Origin of the sequence: Pseudomonas sp. R2-60-08W, from assembly GCF_003852335.1 — a bacterium.
Lineage (GTDB): Bacteria > Pseudomonadota > Gammaproteobacteria > Pseudomonadales > Pseudomonadaceae > Aquipseudomonas.
In genome coordinates, this window is record NZ_CP027731.1 from 4,495,897 (window position 1) to 4,522,137 (window position 26,241).

Consider the following 26,241-nt stretch of genomic DNA (forward strand, 5'->3'; position numbering starts at 1 on the left):
TGCCATCGCCCGATTGCCAATACTCATGGCATATTGAAGGCCACCCGCATGAGACAAGGAATGCCCCTTTGAAGCTGGAACTCAAAAACAGCTTGTCGGTGAAGTTGCTACGGGTTGTCTTGCTCTCGGCATTGATCGTGGGCGTAGCGCTGAGCGTGGCGCAGATCGTGTTCGATGCCTACAAGACGCGCCAGGCCGTGGCCGGTGATGCCCAACGTATTCTCGACATGTTTCGCGACCCCTCGACCCAGGCCGTGTATAGCCTGGACCGCGAAATGGGCATGCAGGTGATCGAAGGATTGTTCCAGGATGACGCCGTGCGCGTCGCGTCCATCGGTCATCCCAACGAAACCATGCTCGCGGAAAAAAGCCGCGCCTTGCAGCACTCTTCCAGCCGCTGGTTGACCGACCTGATTCTTGGGCAGGAGCGCACTTTCACCACCGCACTGGTCGGCAAGGGCCCCTACAGCGAGTACTACGGCGACCTGAGCATTACCCTCGACACCGCCACCTACGGCGAAGGCTTTATTGTCAGCTCAGTGATCATCTTTATTTCCGGCGTGCTGCGCGCCCTGGCCATGGGCCTGGTGCTGTACCTGGTGTATCACTGGCTGCTGACCAAACCGCTGTCGCGGATTATCGAGCACCTGACGTCGATCAACCCGGACCGGCCCAGCGAGCACAAGATCCCGCAGCTCAAGGGGCATGAACGTAATGAGCTGGGCCTGTGGATAAACACCGCCAACCAGTTGCTTGAATCCATCGAACGCAACACCCACCTGCGCCACGCGGCCGAGTCCAGCCTGTTGCGCATGGCCCAGTATGACTTTCTCACCGGCCTGCCGAACCGCCAGAAGTTGCAGGAGCAACTGGACAGGATCCTGACCGATGCCGGCCGTCGCCAGCGACGGGTGGCGGTGTTGTGCGTGGGGTTGGATGACTTCAAGAGCGTCAACGAACAATTCACCTACCAGAACGGTGACAAACTGCTGCTGGCGCTGGCCGATCGTTTGCGCGCCCATAGTGGTCGCCTCGGCGCGCTCGCGCGCCTGGGGGGCGACCAGTTCGCCCTGGTGCAAGCCGATATCGACCAGCCCTACGAAGCCGCCGAGCTGGCGCAAAGCATCCTGGATGACCTGGAAGCGGAATTCGCCCTCGACCAGGACCAGATTCGTTTGCGCGCCACCATCGGCATCACCTTGTTCCCGGAAGACGGCGACAGCACGGAGAAATTGCTGCAAAAGGCCGAACAGACCATGACCCTGGCCAAAAGCCGCTCGCGCAACCGTTATCAGTTCTATATCGCCAGCGTCGACAGCGAAATGCGTCGGCGCCGTGAGCTGGAAAAAGACCTGCGCGATGCCTTGAGCCGCGACCAGTTCCACTTGGTGTACCAACCGCAGATCAGCTATCGCGACCTGCGCGTGGTCGGTGTAGAGGCGTTGATTCGCTGGCAGCACCCGGAACACGGCCTGGTTCCGCCAGACCTGTTCATCCCGCTGGCGGAGCAGAATGGCACCATCATTCCCATCGGCGAATGGGTGCTTGACCAGGCGTGCCGCCAACTGCGCGAATGGCATGATCAGGGTTTCACCGAGCTGCGCATGGCGGTCAACCTGTCCACCGTGCAGTTGCACCACACCGAGTTGCCGCGGGTGGTCAACAACCTGATGCAGATTTACCGCCTGCCGCCGCGCAGCCTGGAGCTGGAAGTCACCGAAACGGGCCTGATGGAAGACATCAGCACCGCGGCCCAACACCTGCTGAGCCTGCGTCGTTCGGGGGCGCTGATCGCCATTGATGACTTCGGCACCGGTTATTCATCCCTCAGTTACCTCAAAAGCCTGCCGCTGGACAAGATCAAGATCGACAAGAGCTTCGTCCAGGACCTGCTGGACGTAGACGACGATGCGACCATCGTGCGGGCGATCATCCAACTGGGCAAAAGCCTGGGCATGCAGGTGATTGCCGAAGGTGTGGAGACCGCCGAACAGGAGGCCTACATCATTTCCGAGGGCTGCCATGAAGGCCAGGGTTACTACTACAGCAAACCGCTGCCGGCCCGGGAGTTGGCGGCTTACTTGAAACAATCGGAACGCAATAACGCGGCGATTCTTTGAGCGGGCCGAACGATTCCAAATATTTCACGCGTATAAGCCTTTACACAAAATGCAAATCTTTCGCATTATGTCGCAGCTTTTGCGCCCGCGCGCGCGCCCTATCAACAACCGAAGCAGGATGTTCGCCATGATTCGTATGCCCCTGGCCACCGCCAGTCTGCTGGCTATCGCCATTTCTCTCGCCGGTTGTGGCGAAGGTAAAGACAAGGCCGCCGCGCCTCAGGCGCCTGCCGCTGCCAGCACTACCGCCCCAGCGCCCGCCGCGCCTGCGGGCCAGGTCGACGAGGCTGCCGCCAAGGCCGTGGTCGCGCATTACGCAGACATGGTGTTTGCGGTGTACAGCGACGCCGAGTCCACCGCGAAAACCCTGCAGACCGCCATCGACACCTTCCTGGCCAACCCGAACGACGACACGCTCAAAGCGGCCCGTACCGCCTGGATCGCTGCGCGCGTACCTTACCTGCAGAGTGAAGTGTTCCGCTTCGGCAACACCATCATCGACGACTGGGAAGGCCAGGTGAACGCCTGGCCCCTGGACGAGGGGCTGATCGACTATGTCGACAAATCCTACGAACACGCACTGGGCAATCCAGGCGCCAACGCCAACATCATCGCCAACACCGAGGTCCAGGTCGGCGAAGACAAGGTCGACGTCAAGGAGATCACCCCGGAAAAACTCGCGAGCCTCAATGAGCTGGGCGGTTCCGAAGCCAACGTCGCCACCGGCTATCACGCCATCGAATTCCTGCTCTGGGGCCAGGACCTCAACGGTACCGGTCCAGGCGCCGGGAACCGCCCGGCCTCGGATTACATGACCGGTGACGGTGCCACCGGCGGCCACAACGAGCGTCGTCGTACCTACCTGCGCGCCGTAACCCAGCTGCTGGTCAGCGACCTGCAGGAAATGGTCGGCAACTGGAAGCCCAACGTCGAAGACAACTACCGCGCCACCCTGGAGTCGGAACCGGCTACCGACGGCCTGCGCAAAATGTTGTTCGGCATGGGCAGCCTGTCCCTCGGCGAGCTGGCAGGCGAACGCATGAAGGTGTCCCTGGAGGCCAACTCGCCGGAAGACGAGCAGGACTGCTTCAGCGACAACACGCATAACTCGCACTTCTATGACGCCAAGGGCATCCGCAACGTCTACCTGGGCGAGTACACCCGCGTCGACGGCAACAAGCTGACCGGCCCGAGCCTGTCGTCCCTGGTCGCGAAAGCCGACCCGGCGGCCGATACAGCCCTCAAGGCTGACCTGGCGGCGACCGAAGCGAAGATCCAGGTGATGGTTGACCACGCCGCCAAGGGCGAGCACTACGACCAGTTGATCGCAGCCGGTAACGATGCGGGTAACCAGATCGTGCGTGACGCAATCGCCGCGCTGGTCAAGCAGACCGGTTCAATCGAAGCCGCTGCGGGCAAACTGGGCATCAGCGACCTGAACCCGGACAGCGCTGATCACGAGTTCTGATCGAGGCGCAGTTGAACGAGGCGACCTTTGGGTCGCCTTTTTTGCGCCATCTTCACCACAAAACCTATGTGGGAGGGGGGCTTGCTCCCGATAGCGGTGTGTCAGTGACAAATGTATTTGCTGACCCGGCGTCATCGGGAGCAAGCCCCCTCCCACAATTTGCTCTATGTCGCTTCCAAACCCTCGGTTTACAAGACCGGCACCGCAGGTAGAATGGCGCCACCCCCACACCTGAGCGAACTTCATGGCGTTGCCGACCCTGCGCATCATCGGTTTCATCATCGGCATCTTCCTGATCACGCTTGCGATCGCCATGGTCGTGCCCATGGCCACCCTGGTGATCTTCGAACGCACCGGCGACCTGCCGTCTTTCCTGTGGGCCAGCATGATCACCTTTATCGCCGGCCTGGCCCTGGTCATTCCCGGTCGCCCCGAGCATGTGCACCTGCGCCCACGGGACATGTACCTGCTGACGGTGACAAGCTGGGTGGTGGTGTGCGTGTTCGCGGCGCTGCCGTTTTTGCTGACCCAGCACATCAGCTACACCGACTCGTTTTTTGAAAGCATGTCCGGCATCACGGCCACCGGGTCCACGGTATTGAGTGGGCTGGACAGCATGTCGCCGGGCATCCTGATGTGGCGCTCGCTGTTGCACTGGCTCGGCGGTATCGGCTTTATCGGCATGGCGGTGGCGATCCTGCCACTGCTGCGCATCGGCGGCATGCGCCTGTTCCAGACCGAATCTTCGGACCGTTCGGAAAAGGTCATGCCACGCTCCCATATGGTGGCGCGGCTGATCGTTGCGGCGTATGTGGGCATCACCATCCTCGGCAGCCTGGCGTTCTGGTGGGCCGGGATGGGGTTGTTCGATGCGATCAACCACGCCATGTCGGCGATTTCCACTGGTGGGTTTTCCACCTCCGATGAATCCCTGGCGCACTGGAAGCAACCGGCGGTGCACTGGGTGGCGGTAGTGGTGATGATCCTCGGCAGCTTGCCGTTCACCCTGTATGTGGCGACATTGCGCGGCAACCGCCAGGCGCTGATCAAAGACCAGCAGGTGCAGGGTTTGCTCGGCCTGCTGCTGGTGACCTGGCTGGTGCTCGGCACCTGGTATTGGTGGACCACCAACCTGCACTGGCTGGACGCCCTGCGCCATGTGGCGTTGAACGTCACCTCGGTGGTAACCACCACCGGTTTCGCGCTGGGGGACTACAGCCTTTGGGGCAATTTCTCACTGATGCTGTTCTTCTATCTGGGCTTTATCGGCGGCTGTTCGGGCTCCACTGCCGGAGGGATCAAGATCTTCCGCTTCCAGGTTGCCTATATCCTGCTCAAGGCCAACCTTAACCAGCTGATTCACCCACGCGCGGTGATCAAACAGAAGTACAACGGCCATCGTCTCGATGAAGAAATCGTACGCTCGATCCTGACCTTTTCGTTTTTCTTCGCCATCACCATCTGCGCCATCGCGCTGGCCCTGTCACTGCTGGGGCTGGACTGGATGACCGCGTTGACCGGCGCGGCCAGCACTGTATCCGGCGTCGGCCCCGGCCTGGGTGAAACCATCGGCCCGGCCGGCAACTTCGCCAGCCTGCCGGATGCGGCCAAGTGGATTCTGTCGCTGGGCATGCTGCTGGGGCGGCTGGAAATTATTACGGTGTTTGTGCTTTGTATTCCGGCGTTCTGGCGTCACTGACGCTCGACGCTTGCAGCAACCGCGCCCGGTATTCGCCGGGCGTGGCGTCGAACCAGCGGCGAAACGCGCGAAAGAAGTTGCTCGGGTCGGCGAACCCCAATAGGTAGGCAATTTCCAGCAAGGTCATGCTCGGCTGCGCCAGGTATTGCTCGGCCAGCTCGCGGCGGGTGTCATCGAGCAGGGTCTGGAAGCTGGTGCCCTCCTCCTGCAAACGCCGCTGCAAGGTACGCTGGGACAGGTGCAACGTCTGCGCCACCACTTCGCGCTTGGGTTCGCCCTGGGGCAGCAGGCGGCACAGCACTTGCCGTGCCTTGTGAGTCACGCGGCTTTCGGAAAAGCGCGCCAGGTATTCTCCGGCAAAACGATCATGCAGCAGCGCCATGGCCTCGTTGGCCGTGGGCAGCGGGGCATCCATGTCAGCCTGTTCGAAAATCAGCGCGTCATAAGGCGCATTGAACTCCAGCGGCGCATGGAACACCTGTTTATAGGGCGCCAGGTCAACCGGCTGAGCGCCTTGCAACAGTACTTTACGCGGTTGCAGGGTTCGCCCGGTGAGCCAGCCGCACAGCGCCAACGCGCTGGCCAGCGAGGCTTCGGCGCTTTGCCGGGTGGGCGGCAGATGGTCGCCGTGCACTGTCAGAATCAGCGCATACCCCTCGGGTAACAAGCGGAAGCTCAAGTCGGCGCTTTCGGCGATGATGCGCTGGTAACGCACCAGGCGCCCGAAGCCTTCGGCCAGGGTGTTGCTGGACATCAAGGCATAACCGGCCACATGAAACGATGCCGGGCGCACCACTTTCCCCATGTTCAGGCCAATCGCCGGGTTGCCCGACACCTCCACCGCGCGCTGCCACAAACGGGTCATGGCGTCTTGCGCAAACCGTGCGTCGGGATCACTGAGGGCGACGTAGTCCAGCCCCAGTTGTTGGAACAGGGCCCGGCAATCCAGGCCGTCCATTTCCAAGGCCTTGACTATCCCCATCGCCCAGCTTGCAGAAGTTGTTCGTTCGCTCATGGCGTCTTCTTGAATAAAGCGGGCCTGAATGGCAGGCCAGGAAGGCAAGGATACTAAAGTGGCATCTATTGTCACTGGCTGTAACCATTGATCACTCTAGACTCCAATAAGCTCCCCGCCGAACATCTGTTGGGCGGCATAACAATCAAAGGGCCGGCCACAGTGGAAAATCTCAAGCGATTCAACAGCTTCGCCGAGTTTTACCCGTATTACCTGGCAGAGCATGGCAACAGCACCTGCCGGCGCCTGCACTTTATCGGCACCACCCTCGTGATCGGCATTCTGGCGTATGCCCTGGGTCGCGGCTCGCCGGGCCTGCTGCTGGCCGTGCCGATTGCCGGCTACAGCTTTGCCTGGATCGGCCACTTCTTTTTTGAAAAAAACCGCCCGGCGACCTTTCAGCACCCGTTTTACAGCCTGCTGGGTGATTTTGTGATGTACCGCGACATGATCCTGGGCAAGGTGCCGTTCTAGTTTTCGTGGATATAAAAGTCTATTTGTCATTTACGGTGCTGTATCCTGCCAAGGCTTTTTGAGAGCGCGCAATCACCCGCGATTTAAAACAGACCTTGCGAGGAGCGACGACGATGCACGAGATACCTAATCTCCCCTTCCCAAGCCTGCACCCAACAGAGCAGCCAACACCGCAGCAGGCCAGCCCAAAGCAGCCTGAAGCCAAACAAGCCAAACCAGTCGACAGCAAACGCCAGGACTGACGCCGTACCAGACCGTGTGGAAAGCGCCACTTCAAGCGTTTTCCACACTGCCTGAACTCTGGGATACCCGCCATGACCGACACCCTTCCCGATTCCCCGGACACCGCCGTCCTCGACGCTGCCTTGCACATGATCGAGGTGTGGAACCGCCTCAGCGCGGACAAACAAGCCACGTTGCTCAAGCGCTTCGGTACCCAGGAAAACGCCTTGGCCGCCCTAGTCACCACCCAATTGCTGGCCCCTGCGCAACCCTGAGGTCTTCCCGGTCTGAGGTTTTTGCGCTTTAGCGCCCTACGCGAGCCCAACCACCGGTATCATTAGCAGCCTATCTTTACCTGCTGCGACAGTGGACCTCTCCCATGCCAGATACCCAGCGCCCCATGGCGGTCACGCTGCAAGTCGTTTCCATCGTGCTGTTCACCTTTATCGGTTACCTGAACATCGGCATCCCCCTGGCCGTTTTGCCGGGCTATGTGCATAGCGAACTGGGCTATGGCGCGGTGATTGCCGGCCTGGTGATCAGCGTGCAGTACCTGGCCACCCTGCTGAGCCGCCCGTATGCGGGCAAAATCATCGACAACCTGGGCAGCAAGCGCGCGGTGCTGATCGGCCTTGCGGGGTGTGGCTTGAGCGGTGTGTTTATGCTGCTCGCGGCATGGTTTTCAAGCCTGCCGGCCTTGAGCCTCGCCAGCCTGCTGATCGGTCGCCTGGTGTTGGGCAGTGCTGAAAGCCTGGTGGGCTCGGGCGCCATCGGGTGGGGAATCGGCCGGGTCGGTGCGGCGAACACCGCCAAGGTCATCTCCTGGAACGGCATCGCCAGTTATGGCGCCTTGGCGGTCGGTGCGCCGTTGGGCGTATTACTGGTAAGAAATTTCGGACTGTGGAGCATGGGCGTGAGCATCCTCCTGCTGGCGGCAATCGGCCTGTTGCTGGCCTGGAACAAGGTCGCCGCGCCCATCGTAACCGGCGTGCGCCTGCCGTTCATGAACGTGCTGGGCCGCGTATTGCCGCACGGCTGCGCGCTGGCGTTGGGTTCTATCGGCTTTGGCACCATCGCAACCTTTATCACTTTGTATTACACCACCCAGCATTGGGATAATGCGGTGTGGGCCTTGAGCTTGTTTGGCGCCAGCTTTATCGGTGCGCGCCTGCTGTTCGGCAACCTGATCAACCGTATCGGCGGGTTTCGCGTGGCGATTGCCTGCCTGTCGGTGGAGATCCTTGGGCTGTTGTTGCTGTGGCTGGCGCCGGACGCCAACCTGGCCCTGGCGGGCGCGGCGTTGAGCGGGTTTGGCTTTTCCCTGGTATTCCCGGCGCTGGGGGTGGAAGCGGTCAACCTGGTGCCCGCCTCCAGTCGCGGTTCTGCGGTGGGGGCCTATTCGCTGTTTATCGATTTATCCCTGGGTATCACCGGGCCATTGGCCGGGGCTGTGGCGGCAGGCTTCGGCTTTGCGTCGATCTTCCTGTTCGCCGCCCTCGCCGCCCTGGGTGGCTTGCTGCTGAGTGTGTACCTGTACCGCCAGGCGCCCAAGGCCCGCGAAGCACGCGAGGCCTAGAAGTCGACCTTGCCGCGCCCGGCCTTGATGCTGCCGCGCTTGGTCTTGGATTCGAGGCGACGCTTTTTCGAGCCCAGGGTCGGCTTGGTCGGGCGGCGTTTCTTCTCGACCTTGGTGGCGCTGAGAATCAACTCCACCAGGCGCTCCAGCGCATCGGCGCGGTTCTGTTCCTGGGTGCGATATTGCTGGGCCTTGAGCACCAGCACGCCATCACTGGTGATACGGCTGTCGCGTAATGCCAACAGCCGCTCCTTGTAGAATTCCGGCAGCGACGATGCCGGAATATCAAAACGCAGGTGCACCGCGCTGGAAACCTTGTTGACGTTCTGCCCCCCGGCGCCCTGGGCGCGAATGGCGGTCAGCTCGATTTCGGCGTCGGGCAAGTGCACGTTGTTGGAAATTACCAGCATTGGAACAGGTCCGTGATTCAGGCCGACCAGCATACGCGAACACGCCCCTTCACGGCATCGGCATCACCTATACATCGCCATACAGACGCGGGTTACTGACGGTTGGTGAACGCCGTCTCCAACTGCGCCTGTGCCAGCTGTGTCGACCTGATCATGGCGCCACGGTCTGTAGGTTTTTCATTGTTGAGCGTCATTTCAACCCCAGATACCACTTCCGGGTAGGAATGAGAAAAGATCATCGAAGGCTCAACATGCTTGGGCGGCAAACCGTGTAGATCATGACGCATCTCGTCGTAGAACCCTTGAGCGGTATCCGCGATTTTGTTGCGCATCAGATTAAACATCAGTCCGGTCAAGCCTTCGCGCCCCTGGGTTTCAGTCATCCCCTGCGGCCACATTGACTGGCCCTGCGAACGGGCAGCGTAACGAAGGGTAGAGGCGACATCTGATGCGCTACCCGACGTCCCCAACATGACCGAGGCGCCCAAGGCGTCCCGCACTTGCGTGCCCAAGTCGTTGCGCAAATCGGTGCCATGAAGATCATCGAAGTGATTGGTCTTTTTACCGTCTACCAATCGATTGGCAGAAACACGTCCCTGGGAGGCGTTTGCGTCGATATTCGCAAGCAGCGGGTCATGTTTTTTCAGCGTCTCGCCAAGTATCTTGATGCCGAACGTTACCTCCGCACCCTCGCGCGCTTGCTCATGGGTCAGCGGTCCCTGCTCTGCGTTGACCAGCATCGCATGCAGGCTTTTCATCCTCATCAGCGTCCCCGGATGATCCTTGCCAGCCAGAAAAACGTTATCGGGATCATTGTCCGGCGCGAGCAGCTCTTTATGTAATTGCTCGCGAAAAGCAGGATTGGTCGTCGACTCGGCCCACAACCCGCGAATCAGATGCACCATGTGAGAAGACAACTGCGTTGCTGGCGAGTCTTCACGCAGCAGGTCCTTTTCAACGCCCAAATCAACGGCCATTTCGGCCTCTATATTTTTGAAGAAATTCTTCGCACGGCGCTCGAGATTTTCTTTGCTTTCATAGTTTACGTTCTGCAACGTATCGTTGATAAAAGCGCTGACCAGCGAATGCTTGTCTGCCGGTGTGTAATTTTCCCCAGCGACAGAAACACCCGTATGGGGTGTTGAAACCACTTTCTTAGCGGTATCAGCCGCTTGTTCATACGCAGAGACGGCTATGAATGGGTGGGCGGGAACAGCGGATAATTCCGGCATTTGATACTCCAGAAGATTAAAGATCGTAAAGGCTCCACGACCCTATTGGTCACCTACCCGCACCAGGTTCCTCGGCCTGCCCCCCGCGCTGTAACAAACATCAACATCACTTGGCCTTGGCGGCCGCCATAAAAAACCCGGCGATGCGCCGGGTTCTTTTATTCAAGGGTTGCCGCCCTACTCCAGTACGGTCTGTGATGTGCCCAAGGCGGCCAGTGCCTTACGCTTGTTTTTCAACCAATAGCACAGAGCCATAAACGCTACCCACACCGGAATCGCATACACCGACACCTGGATACCCGGAATCATCAGCATGATCACCAGGATAAACACCACGAACGCCAGGCAGATGCAGTTGCCATATGGGTACCACAGCGCCTTGAACAGCGGCACCTGGCCGGTGCGGTCCATGTGCTGACGGAATTTGAAGTGGGAGAAGCTGATCATCGCCCAGTTGATCACCAACGTGGCCACTACCAGCGACATCAGCAACTCCAGCGCGTGTTGCGGGATGAAGTAGTTCATCAACACCGCTACCAGCGTAACGGCCGCCGACGCCAGGATCGAACGCACCGGCACCCCACGCTTGTCGATCTTGGCCAGCGCTTTCGGCGCGTCACCCTGCTCGGCCATGCCCAACAGCATGCGGCTGTTGCAGTAGGTGCCGCTGTTGTAAACCGACAGCGCCGCGGTCAATACCACGAAGTTGAGAATATGCGCGGCGGTGTTGCTGCCCAGCATCGAGAACACTTGCACGAAAGGGCTGCCGCTGTAGGCATCGCCCGATGCATTAAGGGTGGCCAGCAGGCTGTCCCACGGCGTCAGCGACAACAGCACCACCAACGCGCCGATGTAGAAAATCAGGATGCGGTAGATCACCTGATTGATCGCCTTGGGGATCACGGTGCGTGGCTGGTCCGCTTCGGCGGCGGTAAACCCGAGCATTTCCAGGCCACCGAAGGAAAACATGATGATCGCCATGGCCATCACTAATCCGCCCACGCCATGGGGGAAGAAGCCGCCGTGGTCCCACAGGTTGCTCACCGAAGCTTGCGGACCACCGCTGCCACTGACCAGCAGGTAGCTGCCCAGGGCAATCATGCCGACGATGGCCACTACCTTGATGATCGCGAACCAGAACTCGGCTTCACCGAAGACTTTGACGTTGGCCAGGTTGATCAGGTTGATCAGCACGAAGAACGCCGCCGCCGAGACCCAGGTCGGAATCTCCGGCCACCAGTAGTGCACGTATTTGCCGACTGCGGTCAGCTCCGACATCCCCACCAGGATGTACAGGATCCAGCAGTTCCAGCCCGACAGGAAACCGGCGAAACCGCCCCAATACTTGTGGGCAAAATGGCTGAAGGAACCGGCGACCGGCTCTTCGACGATCATTTCGCCGAGCTGGCGCATGATCATGAAGGCGATAAAGCCACAGATGGCATAGCCCAGGATCATCGACGGGCCGGCAGACTTGAGTACCCCGGCCGAGCCGAGGAACAGGCCGGTGCCGATGGCGCCACCGAGGGCGATCAACTGGATATGCCGATTTTTCAGGCCGCGTTTCAGCTCGCCTGAAGAGGAATGGGGTCCACTCATGAAAAAGGTCTCACGCAAGGTTTGAAGAGGTTGAATGCAGGTTGCTGCCTTGAATTACCGACTCAAGCAGCGCCGCTCAAACCCCAGCGCAGGCACCAGGAGTACAGCGTCTTTCTAGCGGTCATGCGTCACCTGTTTGTTTTTATCTGTGACGAAATCGAACCCGTCTGGCTCGTGGCCGGACGGAGTGATCAGGGCGGATACACCCTGGGTCTTGGCCTTTGCGTGGATACGCAAGAGGAGGTCACAGTAAAACGCGGCGCATTGTACACCGCTCGACAGCTTCGGCACGCACCAGGAACGTGCACCCGACAATCTGTCAGGTATTCCTTACAGGGGATTTCCAACCAAAGTGGGCAGGCCGCCAACGTAAACTTAACGTTACGCAGCGGAAAATTGGCTTTACGGGCAGGCTCAAATGACGGTTTACGGAAAATTGTCAGTCAGACTCATCTGAAGAATCGGTTCAGCCAATCCGCTGTTTTACCTGGATAAAAAATAACGTCAAAAAAACCGAAGAAAAAATCCAAATGAAACCGTGTCAATAAATATTTTGCATTTTGAAACACTCTCTCCTAGGTTCTCTTCACTTGCCTGCGAGCCGCTGGCAAGCCGTTCTCAAACAACGTCCTCTAGGAGATACACCATGCAAGCACTGGAAAAAGACCTGGAAACTGAACTGCAACTCGACGATTGGTTTGAAGCGCCGACCCATGAGGCCGCCGTTGAAATGATGCAAGCTGATGCCGTTGTGCCATTTGGCACCGCGATGTGGCCTTTCTAACACCCGGCAGGCATCCGGCAGGTGTCGTGCACGGCACCTGCCCCCTTACCCAAGGCACAGAAGGACACTCGTCATGGACAAGGCCCGCGCTGTCGAACATTTTCTCTATTACCTCGCTCACCATCCGGCTCTTCAGGGCCTGAGCCGCCCTACCGTGCTGCTGGGCCATACCGAACGCTACGATGCCATCGCCCAGGCAATCACCCAAGGCAGCGCCGCCCGTTTCAATTTCCAGGTGCAGCGCCTGGACCTGAGCGCCAGCGAATCCCTGGCCCAGGCCATCGAAGCCTGCGACCTGTACCTGTTTCTCTACGATTCCTCGACCCTGCCCAACCCGCGTGCCGAAGGCCCGGACTTCATCCGCGCGTTGCACGGCGTCATGGCCGAACATTGGAAAAAGTCGCTGCTGTTCAAGGACTACGGCGACTATTTCTACGACACTTTCAGCGTCGAACCGCAGCGCATCGCCGACCTCAACGCCACGTTGATCCGGCGCATGTCCGAGGCCAGCGTGCTGAGCTTCACCGATAAGCACGGCTCACGCCTTGAAGCACCGATGAGCAGCATCAAGAAGTGGACCAATATCAACGGCGTCGGCAACCACGACCTCGCCCCTGGCGAGATCGCCACCCACAGCGAAGCCATCAACGGGCAAGTGCGGTTTGTCGGCACCTTTCTCAGCACCATCCCCTTTGCGCGCAAATACGGCGTGCTGGAGTCCCCCCTGGAACTGTGGATCGAGAACTCCACCATCTGCAGCGTGGCCAGCGAGGTGCCGGGGCTGGCGGATGACTTCAACAAGTACCTCAACGCCAACCCGTCCAACCGCCGTGTGGAGGAATTGGGGATTGGCACTAATGAAGGCGTGAAGGATTTGTATGCGCGCAACGCAGGCTTTGAAGAGCGCCATTGCGGCTTGCACCTGGGGTTGGGTGGCGGGCAGAAAGGCAGCCATCACCTGGATTTGATCTTTGCCAGCGGCGTGTTGGCGCTGGATGACAAGCCGGTATTTGATGGGACGTTTGCGTTCTGACCATCGGTCTCGAAAACACTGGAGACCCAAATGTGGGAGGGGGCTTGCTCCCGATTGCGGTGGTTCAGCCGATGCTTATGCAAGCTGATACACCGCTATCGGGAGCAAGCCCCCTCCCACAATTGAGCGCATTTCAAATTTAAATCAAAAAAAACGCCAACCCGAAGGTTGGCGTTTTTTGTGCAGCGCTTAAAACATCACTGCGGCTTCTTGCGACCAAACCCAGGACGCTGACCGGAACCGGCCGGCGCGCCACGGCGCTTGCCCGATGGCTCGTCCGCCACCAGTTTCGGCCCAGGGCGCTTGTTAGCCGCTGGCTTGGCTGGACGCTTGGTGCTGGCGTTGTCGGCGGGGCGCTCCGCTTCACCACGGTTGCTGCGACCACCGGTTGGGGCTGGGCGCGGCGTACGTGGCGTGCGGTCACCTTCCTGACGCGATGGCGCGGTTGGACGACGCTCACCTTCGATCTGCGGCTCACGCGAGATGCGACCACCAGTGGCCGGGGCGTTCAACGCCGGACGCACGGTGCGCGCAACACGTTCGGTACGGGCCACCGGGCGCGACGACTTACGCTGCATACGCTCGAGCTTGTCTTTGCTCTTGGCGTTCATCTGCGGCATGGCCACCGGCGTCAGGCCAACTTCGGCACTGAGAATGTCGACTTCGTACTGGCTCATTTCGCGCCAGCGGCCCATCGGCAGGTCGGAGTTCAGGAACACCGGGCCGAAACGCACGCGCTTGAGGCGGCTGACCACCAGGCCCTGGGATTCCCAGAGGCGACGCACTTCGCGGTTACGGCCTTCCATCACCACGCAGTGGTACCAGTGGTTGAACCCTTCGCCACCTGGCGCCTGCTTGATGTCGGTGAACTTGGCCGGGCCGTCTTCCAGCACCACGCCGGCCTTGAGGCGTTCGATCATCTCGTCATCGACTTCACCCCGCACACGCACGGCGTATTCACGGTCCATCTCGTAGGACGGGTGCATCAGGCGGTTGGCCAACTCACCGTCGGTGGTGAACATCAGCAAGCCAGTGGTGTTGATGTCGAGGCGACCGATGTTGATCCAGCGGCCCTCTTTGGGCTTGGGCATCTTGTCGAACACGGTCGGACGGCCTTCCGGGTCGTCACGGGTGCAGATCTCGCCATCGGGCTTGTTGTACATGATCACGCGGCGTACCGATTCGGCCGCCTCTTCACGCTTGATGACTTTGCCATCGATGGTGATTGCATCGTGCAGGTCGACGCGCTGGCCAAGGGTGGCCTCGACGCCGTTGACCTTGATGCGCTTCTGGGTGATCCAGGCTTCGACGTCGCGGCGCGAGCCCACGCCGATACGAGCCAGCACCTTTTGCAGTTTTTCGCCTGCTGGGCCGATTTCCTGGCTGTCGTTCTGGTCTTTGTCGTTCATCTTAAGCACCTCCCGGTGGGTCGATTCAGGCGTGGCCTGAAGAGTGTTGAAAGCGGGGCTTTGGCCGAATAGCTCGGCAAAGGGTCGCGAATCATACGCGCATGCTGCGCGTTGCGCATCAGAGACTAGCCGATCCAGGCACAATCATTTGCTTTTCCGCCGGCCGGTGGCGCCCAGGGCCAGCAGGCGCAGCTCGGCTTCGGCCAGCACCGCGCGTTTGTCGACTTTGTCGAGTTTCTTCCAGGCACGAATTTCGCGCTTGCTGCGGCCACAGCCGACGCAGATGTCGTGGTTGAACTTGCAGATGCTGATGCAGGGGTCTTTGGTGGAAGTCATCGCTAAGGCTCTCGTTCCCACGCTTCGCGTGGTAATGCATCCCGTGACGCTCCGCGTCACAGCGGACGCGGAGCGTCCAAGGCGACATTCCCACGCGGAGCGCAGGAACGATCATTGCGTCAGTCTTCGAATTGGCGGCGTTCGTTTTCGATGGCTTCAGCCAGCGCTCGAGCTTCGTCTTCCTCGTCGCTCAACGGCGGCTGTTCGAGGGCGGCGACGGCGGCCAGCAGTTTTTCCCGGGCATCGGCAACACCGAGGATGTCTGCTTCGACGTCAGGCTCGGGCTCAACGTTCACCTGAATCTCAGGCTCTACGGCGCCATCGCGCAGCACATCATCAAAATCGGTCTTGATGCCCTGCTCCATGTCGTCCAGTTCCAACAGCAACGTATGGAAACTGGTTTCGTCTTTCGGCTCTTCCGGCTCGGCGCTGGCGTCGGCCAGTTCCTGCAAGCTGGCCGGTACCGGCGCGTCGTCGAAGTCGAGCACCGGTTCGGCTTCCATCTCGCGCAGTTCGGCCAAGGGCGGCAGGTCGTCGAGGTTTTTCAGGTTGAAGTGGTCGAGGAACACCTTGGTGGTGGCGAACATCGCCGGTTTGCCCGGCACGTCACGGTAGCCGACGATGCGGATCCACTCGCGCTCCAGCAACGTCTTGACGATATGGCTGTTGACCGCCACGCCCCGCACATCTTCGATCTCGCCCCGAGTGATCGGCTGGCGATAGGCGATCAACGCCATGGTCTCCAGCATCGCCCGTGAATAACGCTGCGGGCGTTCTTCCCACAAGCGCCCCACCCAAGGGGAAAATTTCTCGCGGATCTGCAGGCGATAACCCGACGCCACTTCACGCAATTCAAAGGCGCGACCGTCACAGGATTTGCGCAGGATCTCCAGCGCCTTCTTGAACACCGCAGGTTCGGGACGTTCGGCCTCTTCAAAGAGTTCGAACAGGCGCTCCAAAGATTGCGGCTTGCCCGAGGCCAGGAGAAAAGCTTCCAGCAAGGGTGCCAGTTCGCGGGGTTCAGTCAGATTCATCGATTCAGCTCGTTATTCGGCTCGCGCCCGCACATGGATAGCCGCAAACGGCTCATTCTGGACCAGCTCGACCAAGGACTCCTTGACCAGCTCCAGGATCGCCATGAAAGTCACCACCACGCCCAGGCGCCCTTCCTCTGCGGTGAACAGCTCGATAAACGGCACAAACCCGCCGCCCTTGAGACGCTCCAGCACATCGCTCATGCGCTCGCGGGTGGACAGGGCTTCGCGGCTGACCTGGTGGCTTTCAAACATATCGCCACGGCGCAGCACCTCGGCCATGGACATCAGCAATTCCTCCAGGCTCACGTCGGGCAACAGTTTGCGCGCGCGGGCTTCCGGCGCATCCAGCTTGGGCACCACCACATCGCGGCCTACGCGGCTCAAACCGTCGATCCCTTCGGCGGCCGCCTTGAAGCGCTCGTATTCCTGCAGGCGGCGGATCAGTTCGGCGCGCGGGTCATCTTCTTCGGCCTCGACCGTCTCCGCGCGCGGCAGCAGCATGCGCGACTTGATCTCGGCGAGCATGGCGGCCATCACCAGGTATTCGGCGGCCAGTTCCAGGCGCACCGACTGCATCAATTCGACATAGCCCATGTACTGCCGGGTGATTTCCGCCACGGGAATATCGAGGATGTTGATGTTCTGTTTGCGGATCAGGTACAGCAGCAGGTCCAGCGGGCCTTCGAAAGCTTCAAGGAAGACTTCCAGGGCGTCCGGCGGGATGTACAGGTCCAGGGGCATTTCCAGGACCGCCTGGCCATAGACCATCGCGAAGGGCAGTTCCTGCTGGACCCCCGCCTGGGAATCGACGGTTTCCACGACCGACATTCAGGCCTCGACCATGAACGGCGTCGGGTCGCCGCACCCTACACGCACCACTTGCGGCTCGCCATCGGCCAGGTTGATCACGGTGGAGGCTTTGTTGCCGCCGTAGCCACCGTCGATGATCAAGTCGACATGTTTCTCCAACAGGCGGCGCATTTCGTAAGGGTCATACAGCGGCTCGGTTTCGCCGGGCAGGATCAGCGACACGCTCATCAGCGGCTCGCCCAGTTCGGCCAGCAGCGCCAGGGCGATCGGGTGTTCCGGCACACGCAGGCCGATGGTGCGTTTTTTCGGGTGCAGCAACAGGCGCGGCACTTCGCGGGTGGCGTTGAGAATGAAGGTGTACGGCCCTGGCGTATGCGCCTTGAGCAAGCGGAAGGTGCCGGTGTCGACCTTGGCGAACAGCCCAAGCTGGGACAAGTCGCTGCAGATCAGCGCAAAGTTATGCTTGTCATCCAGTTGGCGCAGGCGTCTTACACGCTCGACCGCACCCTTGTCGCCGATCTGGCAACCGATGGCGTAGGACGAATCAGTTGGATAGATCACCACGCCGCCGGCGCGAATGATTTCCACGGCCTGTTTGATCAGGCGCGCCTGGGGGTTTTCCGGATGAATCTGGAAGAATTGACTCACGAGCTCTACCTGTTCAGACGGTGGCAATAATGGGGTCATGCTTGAATCGCCCCCACAACAGCGGCAGGTCTTGCGGAACCTGGCGATACTCGCCGATCTCGGACCAGCCGCCTGGGCCATGAAAATCACTGCCGGCACTGACCAGCAGACCAAATTCGCGGGCAAGGATCGCCAGGCTGCCGACCTGATCGGCGGGTTGATGCCCGTTGACCACTTCGATCGCGTGGCCGCCCGCTCCAATATAGTCACTGATCAGCTTGCGGCGCTTGCTGCGGGTGAAATCGTAATGCCAGGGATGCGCCAGGCTGACCCAGGCCCCGGCGGCCCGCAGGGTCTGCACGGTGTCCTCCAGGGTCGGCCAATGTTGCTTCACATCGCCCAACTTGCCCGCGCCCAACCATTTACGGAAGGCTTCGGCGCGGTCCTTGACGAAACCTGCTTGCACCATCCAGTCGGCGAAGTGCGGACGGGCCGGTGCATTACCGCTGTCGCCCAACGCCTGCTGGATGGCCCGGGCGCCGTCGAGGGCGCCCGGCATGCCTTTGAGGCTGAGCTTGCGGCTTATTTCTTCGGACCGCAGCCAGCGGCCATCGTGCAATCGGGCGATGGCCGCCACCAGGGCCGGGGCGTTTTGCTCGAAACCGTAGCCGAGCACATGAATGGTGGCGCCGCCCCAGGTACAGGACAATTCCACGCCGTTGACCAGTTGCATGCCCAAGGCCTGGGCCGCCGTGCGGGCCTCATCGAGGCCTTCGAGGGTGTCGTGGTCGGTCAACGCGAGGACTCGCACGCCTTTTTCAAACGCACGCGCAACCAGTACCGCGGGCGCCAAGGCGCCGTCGGAGGCCGTGCTGTGGCAGTGCAAATCAACATTCACGGGAGTGTGTAACCTCAAGTCAGCTGGCGCTATCGCAACCAAGGATGTTTGTTATTATGCCGCCACATCCAGCTTCTGGCTCTTACTGTGAAACAATTCATCGACTTCATCCCGCTGTTGCTGTTTTTCATCGTTACCAAACTCGACCCCAGGGTCATCGACATCGCCGGTCACGAGCTCTCGTTCGGCGGCATCTACAGCGCCACCGCCGTGCTGATCGTCAGCTCCATCGTGGTGTACGGCGCCATCTTCATCTCCCAGCGCAAGCTGGAAAAAAGCCAATGGCTGACCCTCATCGCCTGCCTGGTGTTCGGCGGCCTGACCCTGGCCTTCCACAGCGAAACCTTCCTCAAATGGAAAGCCCCGGTGGTCAACTGGCTGTTCGCCCTGGTGTTCATCGGTAGCCACTTCATTGGTGATCGCCTGCTGATCAAGCGGATCATGGGCCACGCGCTGAGCCTGCCGGACCCGATCTGGGTGCGTCTGAACGTGGCCTGGATCGTGTTTTTCATCTTCTGCGGTGCCGCCAACCTGTTCGTGGCCTTTACCTTTCAGGAATACTGGGTCGACTTCAAGGTGTTCGGCAGCCTGGCCATGACCCTGCTGTTCCTGGTCGGCCAAGGTATCTACCTGTCGCGCCACCTGCATGACACCGCCGCCACCACGCCGAAAACCGAGGACTGACATGCTCTACGCCATCATTGCAACCGATGTTGCCAACTCGCTGGAAAAACGCCTGAGCGTGCGCCCGGCCCACGTCGAGCGCCTCAAGCAGCTGCAAACCGAAGGCCGCATCGTACTGGCCGGCCCGCACCCGGCCACCGACAGTAACGAGCCGGGCGAAGCGGGTTTCACTGGCAGCCTGATCGTTGCCGAGTTCGCCTCCCTGGCCGATGCCCAGGCGTGGGCCAAGGCTGATCCTTATGTGGCGGCGGGCGTCTACGCCGATGTCGTGATCAAGCCGTTCAAGCAAGTCCTGCCGTGACCCCGGTGGCGCCGAACCCAAACGGTTCGGCTCCGCTCCACCGGCTCATCATTCCCGGTAACCTGCCGACAACGTTCTGAATATCCGTGTGGAATCAGGAGTTCCGATGCGCTTACGTCAGTTGTGTCTGTTGGCAGTGTTTACGATCGGGGCGACGGCCCACGCTGAAGAGACCTCGAGCAGCGGCAGCTCCACGCCGCTGTCCTTGAGTGCCGGCAGCCAGATCACCGAATTGCAGCAACGCTTGAAAGAAAGCGAAGGGCTACGCGAAGCGCTGAGCAAGCAACTGCAAAGCACGCAGGCTACCCGCGAAAGCGCGCAACTGAGTCGTTTGCGCCAGGAGAACCAACGCCTGGCCCAGCAACTCAAAGAGACACAAGGCGGTGCCTTGACCCGATGGCTGACCGAGCAGCAGCAATGGTTTGTCACCGGCGCGGGCGTCGCCCTGATCGCCTTGCTGTGCGGCATCTTTGCCAGCGGTGGGCACCGTCGTCGTCGACAATGGCTAAATTGAGTGAGTCATGAGCGAGCTGTTACTGATAGATGATGACCAGGAGCTCTGTGAGCTGCTGACCAGTTGGCTGAGCCAGGAAGGTTTCCAGGTACGCGCCTGCCACGACGGCTCCAGTGCCCGCAGGGCCTTGGCCGAAACTGCCCCGGCGGCGGTGGTGCTCGACGTGATGCTGCCCGATGGCAGCGGCCTGGAGTTGCTCAAGCAATTGCGCAACGACCACCCGGAATTGCCGGTGCTGATGCTCTCGGCCCGGGGCGAACCCCTGGACCGCATCCTCGGCCTGGAGCTGGGCGCCGACGATTACCTGGCCAAGCCTTGCGATCCGCGCGAACTCACCGCTCGCTTGCGTGCCGTGCTGCGCCGCAGTCATCCGGCAGCCGTGTCGACCCAACTGGAACTGGGCGACTTGTGCTTCAGCCCGGTGCGCGGCGTGGTCAGCATCGACGCACAGGAATTTACCCTGACCGTCTCCGAAAGCCGCCTGCTCGAAGCCTTGCTGCGCCAGCCCGGCGAACCGCTGGATAAACAGGAGCTGGCGCAAATCGCCCTCGGCCGCAAGTTGACCCTGTACGATCGCAGCCTGGACATGCACGTCAGCAACCTGCGCAAGAAAATTGGCCCACACCCGGACGGCCGTCCGCGGATCGTGGCGCTGCGCAGCCGTGGTTACTACTACGCGCCTTGAGCGATCGTTCCCATGCTCCGCGTGGGAATGCCGCCTGGACGCTCCGCGTCCCGCCTTGCGCTTGGGTGACGCGCAGCGTCACGGGATGCATTCCCACGCAGAGCGTGGGAACGATCGGGGCCGCCGCCTCACCCTTACCAAACCTTTACCCTCCCCTGACCGCCGCTGACCTTGTCCTGCGTAACCTACTCACATCCGGACTCACCGGAATAGAGACAGGAGAATCCCCATGCGCAAGACCCTTATCGCTTTGATGTTCGCCGCTGCACTGCCTACCGTCGCAATGGCCGCCATGCCGGAAGGTCCAGGCCCGATGGGCGGCCCGGAAGGCCATATGATGGGTGGCCCAGGCCACGGTGAACATGGCCCGCGTGGTAAAGGTGGCCCGTTCGCCCAGTTGGATTTGAGCAAAGAACAACGCGAGCAGATTCGCAAGCTGATGGGTGATCAGTGGCACGCTCGCAAAGACCTGACCCAAAAGTACCTGGCCAAACTGCCGGCCGCTGACCAGAAAGCCATGCAGGACGAGATCGCCGCCGGCAAGCAGAAAACCCAGGCCGACATCCGCGCAGTGCTCAAACCCGACCAGCAGAAGAGGTTCGACGAGATCGTCAAGCAGCAAGAGCAGCGTCGTGCCGAATGGAAAGAATTCCAGGCCTGGAAAGCGCAACAACCGCAAAAAGCGCAATAATGCCCTCGCGTTAATGCTCCCAGCCCAGTGGCCCCGCCACTGGGCTTTTCCTATTTGAGGGTTTCCCGTGCGTTCATTGTTCTGGCGCATCCTGGCGAGTTTCTGGCTGGCCATCGCCCTGGTTGCCGGATTGTCGATCCTGCTTGGGCATATGCTGAACCAGGACGCCTGGATTCTCAGCCGTCACCCCGGTCTCAACAACCTGGCGCAAGAGTGGACGCAACTCTACGAAGCCCAAGGCGAAGACGCTGCCCAGGAGTTGCTGCAGCAACGCAAGCGCCAGTATCACATTGACGTGCAAGTGCTGAACGAAGGCGGCGAGCCGGTGGTACGCGGCACGTTCCCACGCCGCGCCGCCGCCTTCGAAGCCCGGCAGAATGACAGCCAGGACGGCCATCTGCCCTGGCGGCGCCTGACCGCCGAGTACACCAGCGAAAAAACCGGCGACACCTACCTGCTGATTTACCGCATCCCGCACCCGGAACTCGACGCCTGGCACCGCAGCAGCCTGTTGTGGCCGTTCAGCGCCCTGGCCATTGCCTTGGTGGTGCTGACCCTGTTCAGCCTGTTGGTGACATTGTCCATCACCCGTCCGCTGAGCCGACTGCGCGGCGCGGTGCATGACCTGGGCCAAGCGACGTACCAGCAGAACAGCCTGGCGCAATTGGCCAACCGCCGCGATGAATTCGGCGTGCTGGCCACCGATTTCAACCGCATGGGCGCACGCCTGCAAAGCCTGATCGCCAGCCAGCGCCAACTGCTGCGCGACGTCTCCCACGAACTGCGTTCGCCCCTGGCCCGCTTGCGTATCGCCCTGGCCCTGGCCGAGCGCGCCAGCCCCGAAGAACGGGAAAAACTGTGGCCGCGCCTGACCCGCGAGTGTGACCGCCTGGAAGCCCTGATCAGCGAGATCCTGGTACTGGCCCGGGTGGATGCCGACAACGCCAGCGCCGAAGAGGTCGACCTCAACCTGTTGCTCCAGACGCTGCAAAAGGACGCCCAGCTCAGCGCGCCCGAGCAAGCCGTGCAACTGACCACTGAACCCGACCTGCGCCTCAAAGGTTGGCCGACCATGATCGAACGCGCCGTGGATAACCTGCTGCGCAATGCCCAGCGTTTCAACCCGGCCGGCCAGCCCATCGAGCTGCAGGCACAGCAGCGCGGCGAGCGCATTTTGATCAGCGTGCGCGACCATGGCCCCGGCGTTGAAGCCGAGCACCTGAGCCAACTGGGCGAGCCGTTCTACCGCGCCCCGGGCCAGACAGCGCAAGGTCACGGCCTGGGCCTGGCGATCGCCCGTCGCGCCGCCGAACGCCATGGCGGCAACCTGATCCTGGCCAATCATGCCGACGGCGGCTTTGTCGCCAGTATCGAACTGCCGTTGGTGCCGGGGGTTGTCACACCGGCCTGACGATCTTCTATAGTGGCCCTTCTCTCACGGAGGGCCTTAGATGACTGACCTGCTGACACCCATCCAAGCGGCACTCGATCTACCGCACACCCCGCTGCCTCTGAACGAGCCCGGCGCCCTGCCCTCGGCCTTCGCCGTGACTGACCTGGCCGCCGCCAGCATCGGCGCCGCCGGCCAGGCCGTCGCCGAGCTTATCCGGCAACAGACCGCACGCTTGCCCAGCGTCAGCGTGGACCGCCGCCTCGCCTCATTCTGGTTTGCCTCATCGATTCGCCCGCTGGGTTGGCAGGTGCCCCCGCTGTGGGACCCGATAGCCGGTGACTACGCCAGCGCCGACGGCTGGATTCGCTTGCATACCAACGCGCCCCATCACCGCGCGGCGGCCGAACGAGTGTTGGGCAAGGTCGCTGAGCGTGCGCAAATGGCGCGTCACGTCGCCAAATGGAACGCCGCCGAACTGGAACAGGCGATTGTCGACGCGGGCGGTTGCGCGGCGCAGATGCGTTCGTGGCACGCCTGGCAAAGTCACCCTCAAGGCTTGGCAGTGAATGCCGAGCCACTGGTACAGCGTCAGGCCTGCGAAACCAGTCGTGACACACCTTGGCTCGGCACAGCGGCCCGCCCACTGGCCGGCATCAAGGTACTGGACTTGACCCGCGTATTGGCCGGCCCCGTCGCCAGTCGTTTTCTCGCGGGTTTGGGTGCGGATGTATTGCGCATCGACTCGCCGACCTGGGACGAGCCCGGCGTGGTGCCGGAAATGACTCTGGGCAAGCGCTGCGCGCGGCTGGATCTGAAAAGCGCCGAAGGCCGACAGGTCTTCGAAGCGTTGCTCAAGGACGCCGATATAGTGTTCCACGGTTACCGCGCCGATGCGTTAGAGCAGTTGGGCTATTCGGCCGACACCCTGCAACGCATCGCGCCGGGCCTTATCGACGTCAGCCTCAACGCCTATGGCTGGAGTGGCCCGTGGCGTAACCGCCGCGGCTTCGACAGCCTGGTGCAGATGAGCAGCGGCATTGCCGATGCGGGCATGGCCTGGAAGCACGCGGATAAACCGCTGCCGTTGCCGGTGCAGGCGCTGGATCACGCCACCGGGTACCTGATGGCCGCCAGTGCGATCCGGGCCTTGACCGAGCGCCTGGCCTGCGGCCGGGGTGAGTCGGCGCGCTTGTCATTGGCACGCACGGCGAAACTGCTGGTGGAGGCAGGGCAAGTGCCGGAGCAACCGCCGCTGCGGGCCGAAGATACGCGTGATCAAGGCCTGGTGGTTGAGCAGACTGCCTGGGGCCAGGCGCATCGCTTGTTGGCGCCGCTGAGCATCAGCGGCGCGCCACTGCAGTGGGATTTGCCCGCCGGAGAGCTGGGGGCGCATCGGCCTCAGTGGTGACTTGAAGCCGCCATCGGGGGCAAGCCCCCTCCCACATTTGAACTGTGAATGCATTCAAAGTGTGGGAGGGGGCTTGCCCCCGATTAGGCCCTCACAACGACAACACCCCGCTATACAGCCCATAGGCCGCCAAGCCGGCCCCTGCAACCACGCAGCCGAAAATGCCTTTTTCCACAACGGTGAACAACGGCTGGCCCTGTTCGCGCTTGGCCTGGGCGAACAGGATCACCCCGGGCGCATACAACAGCGCCGACAGCAGCAGGTATTTCAGGCCGCCTGCATACAGCAGCCATACGGCGTAAACCAGGGCGATCAGGCCCACCAGCAAATCCTTCAAGCGCCGACGCGGGGCGCCTTCGTAGGTTTCGCCACGTCCGCTCAACAGCACCGCATAGGCCGCCGACCACAGGTAGGGCACCAGAATCATCGACGAGGCGAGGTAAATCAGGGTGGTGTAGGTGCTGGCGGAAAACAGTGTGATCACCAGGAATGCCTGGATCATCACGTTGGTCAGCCACAGCGCGTTGACCGGCACCTGGTTGGCGTTTTCCTTCTTCAGGAATGCCGGCATGGTCTTGTCCTGGGCGGTGGCGTAGAGAATTTCCGCACACAGCAACGCCCAGGACAACAGCGCGCCCAGCAGCGACACCGCCAGGCCGAGGCTGATCAATATCGCCCCCCAGCGCCCGACGATATGTTCCAGCACCCCGGCCAGGGACGGGTTTTGCAATTGCGCCAGTTCCGGCTGGCTCATGATCCCCAGAGACAGCACATTCACCAGCACCAGCAGCGCGAGTACGCCGAGAAAACCGATCACGGTGGCCCGGCCCACGTCCGCGCGCTTCTCGGCCCGCGCCGAGTAAACGCTGGCGCCTTCGATGCCGATAAACACAAACACCGTGACCAGCATCATGTGGCGCACCTGGTCCGTCACACTGCCCATTTGCGGGTTGCCCAGGCCCCAGATATCGCGGCTGAAGATATCCGCCTTGAACGCCACGGCGGCAATCACGATAAACATCAGCAGCGGCACGATCTTCGCCACGGTGGTCACCAGGTTGATGAACGCCGCTTCCTTGATCCCGCGCATCACCAGAAAATGCACAGCCCACAGCAACAGCGACGCACAGCCGATGGCCAGCGGCGTGTTGCCCTCGCCAAACGCCGGAAAAAAGTAACCGAGGGTGCTGAACAGCAGCACGAAGTAACCCACATTGCCCATCCACGCACTGATCCAGTAACCCCAGGCCGAGGAGAACCCCATGTAGTCGCCAAACCCGGCCTTGGCGTAGGCATACACGCCAGAGTCCAGTTCCGGCTTGCGGTTGGCCAGGGTCTGGAACACGAAGGCCAGGGTCAGCATGCCCACCGCCGTGATTCCCCAGCCGATCAGCACCGCGCCCGCACCAGCGCGTGCGGCCATGTTCTGGGGCAGGGAAAAAATCCCACCGCCAATCATCGAACCCACCACCAAGGCGATCAGGGCACTGAGCCGAAGTTTCTGTGCGGGGTGGGACATGACGATTCCTCGAATTAAATTTTTCAGCGGACAGCTGCGCATTCAACTAATTCAGTTTAATGAACATAGCCTTCATAACATAAGGGCATGTAATAACAGGAAGTTTAGGCGTATTTAGAATTTAAATAAGTGCAGCATAAACCACTCGTCAAACCTTACTCAAAAAGTTTGCACATTGGTAAATACCAACTAGCGTCATACATCCATGCACCACCAAATGATTAATCAGGAGGGAGGAAGCGCTCTGCAAAGCGCCTCTTCGGGTTTCTCATCGCCCACGAACCTTAACCCCCAAGT

General features: G+C 61.0%; 26 protein-coding genes. 15 read left to right on the top strand and 11 right to left on the bottom strand.

The annotated features are described in order from the left end of the window. Nucleotides 1-68 precede the first annotated feature (68 nt). From C4J90_RS20510 to C4J90_RS20520, 3 genes are all read left to right on the top strand, one after another. Nucleotides 69-2,120: a bifunctional diguanylate cyclase/phosphodiesterase gene (locus C4J90_RS20510; protein ID WP_124364131.1), complete on the top strand. Its 2,052-nt coding sequence runs from the start codon at nt 69-71 to the stop codon at nt 2,118-2,120. 127 nt (nt 2,121-2,247) lie between these two features. After that, nucleotides 2,248-3,588 carry an imelysin family protein gene (locus C4J90_RS20515; protein WP_124368127.1) on the top strand — a complete coding sequence of 447 codons (1,341 nt, stop codon included), beginning with the start codon at nt 2,248-2,250 and terminating at the stop codon, nt 3,586-3,588. A 244-nt stretch (nt 3,589-3,832) separates the two neighbouring features. After that, nucleotides 3,833-5,287 (top strand): TrkH family potassium uptake protein, encoded by a 1,455-nt coding sequence (locus C4J90_RS20520; RefSeq protein ID WP_124364134.1) that lies wholly within the window; start codon nt 3,833-3,835, stop codon nt 5,285-5,287. On the opposite strand, the gene C4J90_RS20525 is transcribed toward C4J90_RS20520, so the two are convergent. Then, nucleotides 5,244-6,302 carry an AraC family transcriptional regulator gene (locus C4J90_RS20525; protein ID WP_124420693.1) on the bottom strand — a complete coding sequence of 353 codons (1,059 nt, stop codon included), beginning with the start codon at nt 6,300-6,302 and terminating at the stop codon, nt 5,244-5,246. The two genes, C4J90_RS20520 and C4J90_RS20525, sit on opposite strands and share 44 nt — an antisense overlap. A 162-nt stretch (nt 6,303-6,464) precedes the next feature. Between C4J90_RS20525 and C4J90_RS20530 the strand changes: the two genes are divergently transcribed. From C4J90_RS20530 to C4J90_RS20540, 3 genes are all read left to right on the top strand, one after another. Beyond that, nucleotides 6,465-6,776, top strand: coding sequence for a DUF962 domain-containing protein (locus C4J90_RS20530; RefSeq protein WP_124415450.1), 312 nt, complete (start codon nt 6,465-6,467; stop codon nt 6,774-6,776). 314 nt (nt 6,777-7,090) lie between these two features. Then, nucleotides 7,091-7,273, top strand: coding sequence for a hypothetical protein (locus C4J90_RS20535; protein ID WP_124420694.1), 183 nt, complete (start codon nt 7,091-7,093; stop codon nt 7,271-7,273). 104 nt (nt 7,274-7,377) lie between these two features. Further along, entirely contained in the window at nt 7,378-8,574 is a 1,197-nt protein-coding gene (locus tag C4J90_RS20540; RefSeq protein ID WP_124364138.1) for an MFS transporter, read from the top strand. Here the strand turns inward: C4J90_RS20540 and arfB are convergent. The 3 genes from arfB to C4J90_RS20555 all read right to left on the bottom strand — a co-directional run bounded on the left by arfB (nt 8,571) and on the right by C4J90_RS20555 (nt 11,815). Further along, nucleotides 8,571-8,984, bottom strand: coding sequence for an alternative ribosome rescue aminoacyl-tRNA hydrolase ArfB (arfB, locus tag C4J90_RS20545; protein WP_017847165.1), 414 nt, complete (start codon nt 8,982-8,984; stop codon nt 8,571-8,573). The genes C4J90_RS20540 and arfB overlap by 4 nt on opposite strands. 92 nt (nt 8,985-9,076) lie before the next feature. After that, complete coding sequence (locus C4J90_RS20550; protein ID WP_124420695.1) at nt 9,077-10,216, bottom strand: hypothetical protein; 1,140 nt, start codon at nt 10,214-10,216, stop codon at nt 9,077-9,079. Between the two features lie 177 nt (nt 10,217-10,393). Beyond that, a complete protein-coding gene (locus C4J90_RS20555) occupies nt 10,394-11,815 on the bottom strand; it encodes an amino acid permease (protein ID WP_124415452.1) in 1,422 nt (473 codons plus the stop codon). Between the two features lie 646 nt (nt 11,816-12,461). Between C4J90_RS20555 and C4J90_RS26945 the strand changes: the two genes are divergently transcribed. After that, nucleotides 12,462-12,599 carry a hypothetical protein gene (locus tag C4J90_RS26945; protein ID WP_003237751.1) on the top strand — a complete coding sequence of 46 codons (138 nt, stop codon included), beginning with the start codon at nt 12,462-12,464 and terminating at the stop codon, nt 12,597-12,599. A 73-nt stretch (nt 12,600-12,672) separates the two neighbouring features. Then, nucleotides 12,673-13,632, top strand: a complete 960-nt coding sequence (locus C4J90_RS20560; RefSeq protein ID WP_124364142.1) for a leucyl aminopeptidase — start codon at nt 12,673-12,675, stop codon at nt 13,630-13,632. A 197-nt stretch (nt 13,633-13,829) separates the two neighbouring features. On the opposite strand, the gene rluB is transcribed toward C4J90_RS20560, so the two are convergent. The 6 genes from rluB to C4J90_RS20590 form a co-directional block, all read right to left on the bottom strand. Continuing rightward, nucleotides 13,830-15,041 (bottom strand): 23S rRNA pseudouridine(2605) synthase RluB, encoded by a 1,212-nt coding sequence (rluB, locus tag C4J90_RS20565; RefSeq protein WP_124364143.1) that lies wholly within the window; start codon nt 15,039-15,041, stop codon nt 13,830-13,832. Nucleotides 15,042-15,185: 144 nt separating this feature from the next. Continuing rightward, nucleotides 15,186-15,377, bottom strand: coding sequence for a DUF1289 domain-containing protein (locus C4J90_RS20570; RefSeq protein WP_124420696.1), 192 nt, complete (start codon nt 15,375-15,377; stop codon nt 15,186-15,188). A 119-nt stretch (nt 15,378-15,496) separates the two neighbouring features. Continuing rightward, on the bottom strand, nt 15,497-16,411 hold the full coding sequence (gene scpB, locus C4J90_RS20575; protein ID WP_124420697.1) for an SMC-Scp complex subunit ScpB: 915 nt from the start codon (nt 16,409-16,411) through the stop codon (nt 15,497-15,499). A gap of 12 nt (nt 16,412-16,423) precedes the next feature. Further along, complete coding sequence (locus C4J90_RS20580; RefSeq protein WP_177413426.1) at nt 16,424-17,122, bottom strand: ScpA family protein; 699 nt, start codon at nt 17,120-17,122, stop codon at nt 16,424-16,426. 120 nt (nt 17,123-17,242) lie between these two features. Further along, nucleotides 17,243-17,872, bottom strand: coding sequence for an L-threonylcarbamoyladenylate synthase (locus C4J90_RS20585; RefSeq protein WP_124364147.1), 630 nt, complete (start codon nt 17,870-17,872; stop codon nt 17,243-17,245). A 13-nt stretch (nt 17,873-17,885) separates the two neighbouring features. Further along, complete coding sequence (locus C4J90_RS20590) at nt 17,886-18,749, bottom strand: PHP domain-containing protein (protein WP_124415454.1); 864 nt, start codon at nt 18,747-18,749, stop codon at nt 17,886-17,888. A gap of 87 nt (nt 18,750-18,836) precedes the next feature. Here C4J90_RS20590 and C4J90_RS20595 point away from each other — a divergent pair, with 87 nt between their 5' ends. From C4J90_RS20595 to C4J90_RS20625, 7 genes are all read left to right on the top strand, one after another. Next, on the top strand, nt 18,837-19,433 hold the full coding sequence (locus tag C4J90_RS20595; RefSeq protein ID WP_124420699.1) for a septation protein A: 597 nt from the start codon (nt 18,837-18,839) through the stop codon (nt 19,431-19,433). A 1-nt stretch (nt 19,434) separates the two neighbouring features. Next, complete coding sequence (locus tag C4J90_RS20600) at nt 19,435-19,734, top strand: YciI family protein (protein WP_124364150.1); 300 nt, start codon at nt 19,435-19,437, stop codon at nt 19,732-19,734. 106 nt (nt 19,735-19,840) lie between these two features. Beyond that, entirely contained in the window at nt 19,841-20,248 is a 408-nt protein-coding gene (locus tag C4J90_RS20605; RefSeq protein ID WP_124364151.1) for a translation initiation factor 2, read from the top strand. A gap of 7 nt (nt 20,249-20,255) precedes the next feature. Further along, complete coding sequence (locus C4J90_RS20610; protein WP_124405115.1) at nt 20,256-20,933, top strand: response regulator transcription factor; 678 nt, start codon at nt 20,256-20,258, stop codon at nt 20,931-20,933. A 229-nt stretch (nt 20,934-21,162) separates the two neighbouring features. Then, complete coding sequence (locus tag C4J90_RS20615; protein ID WP_124420700.1) at nt 21,163-21,624, top strand: LTXXQ domain protein; 462 nt, start codon at nt 21,163-21,165, stop codon at nt 21,622-21,624. Nucleotides 21,625-21,691: 67 nt separating this feature from the next. Further along, complete coding sequence (locus tag C4J90_RS20620) at nt 21,692-23,035, top strand: HAMP domain-containing sensor histidine kinase (protein WP_124364154.1); 1,344 nt, start codon at nt 21,692-21,694, stop codon at nt 23,033-23,035. Nucleotides 23,036-23,075: 40 nt separating this feature from the next. Then, nucleotides 23,076-24,425 (top strand): CoA transferase, encoded by a 1,350-nt coding sequence (locus C4J90_RS20625; protein ID WP_124420701.1) that lies wholly within the window; start codon nt 23,076-23,078, stop codon nt 24,423-24,425. Between the two features lie 91 nt (nt 24,426-24,516). Here C4J90_RS20625 and arcD read toward each other — a convergent pair whose 3' ends face one another. Next, nucleotides 24,517-25,944 carry an arginine-ornithine antiporter gene (arcD, locus tag C4J90_RS20630; protein WP_124420702.1) on the bottom strand — a complete coding sequence of 476 codons (1,428 nt, stop codon included), beginning with the start codon at nt 25,942-25,944 and terminating at the stop codon, nt 24,517-24,519. Nucleotides 25,945-26,241: the final 297 nt, after the last annotated feature.